This window comes from Alteromonas sp. ALT199, from assembly GCF_018619335.1.
Classification (GTDB): domain Bacteria; phylum Pseudomonadota; class Gammaproteobacteria; order Enterobacterales; family Alteromonadaceae; genus Alteromonas.
In genome coordinates this window covers 1535-2128 of sequence record NZ_JAHHDX010000062.1, presented here as the reverse complement: position 1 = coordinate 2128, position 594 = coordinate 1535, and the positions used below count along the sequence as shown (strand labels likewise).

The 594-nt window shown below is 44.8% G+C and carries 1 protein-coding gene; it reads right to left on the bottom strand.

The annotated features are described in order from the left end of the window. Positions 1–83 precede the first annotated feature (83 nt). Positions 84–594, bottom strand: a 511-nt coding sequence (locus tag KL866_RS06730) for a LamB/YcsF family protein (protein ID WP_214994183.1), incomplete at its 5' end; no start/stop codon positions are given.

Below are 594 nucleotides of genomic sequence, written 5' to 3'. Positions count from 1 at the left end.
TTGCTTAATACGTCCGAAAGCTTGCATCTGCTATCCTTGATACCGTTATTATTTTCAGTAAATGTGTCTTTTATGGGGCGATTTTATAGAAATTCCCTGATTCTTTTCGCGATACTCACGGCTCCGAGGGTGTCGCCATGCACGCATAAGGAGTCTGCGTCTACTTTTAACGTATTTCCCGACGCTGTTGTAACAGTACCGGCTTCTATAAGCTGTTCAGCCTGGGCCAGTGCTTCGTCTTCATTTAGTACCGCACCTTCAATAGTACGTGATTGCAAAAAGCCTTCGTCTGTATAACGTCGGTCAGAAAATGCCTCAAAGTAAAGTGGTAGTCCCCATTCTTTCGCCTCTTCTCTGATCACGTCATTTTTCGCTGTTGCTTGCACCATTAACGTTAATGGCTCTCTCAAAGACTGCTTATTTATTTCAGCAATACTTTGCATGACGGTGCGCCTAACCATCACATCTTTCATCATATCATTGTACAGCGCCCCATGGGGCTTCACATAGCTCACCTTCATGTCAAAAAGCTCAGCCATACCGTTTAACGCACTAATTTGGTACTGGATCATAGCCATCAGTTCGTCGGCCGCT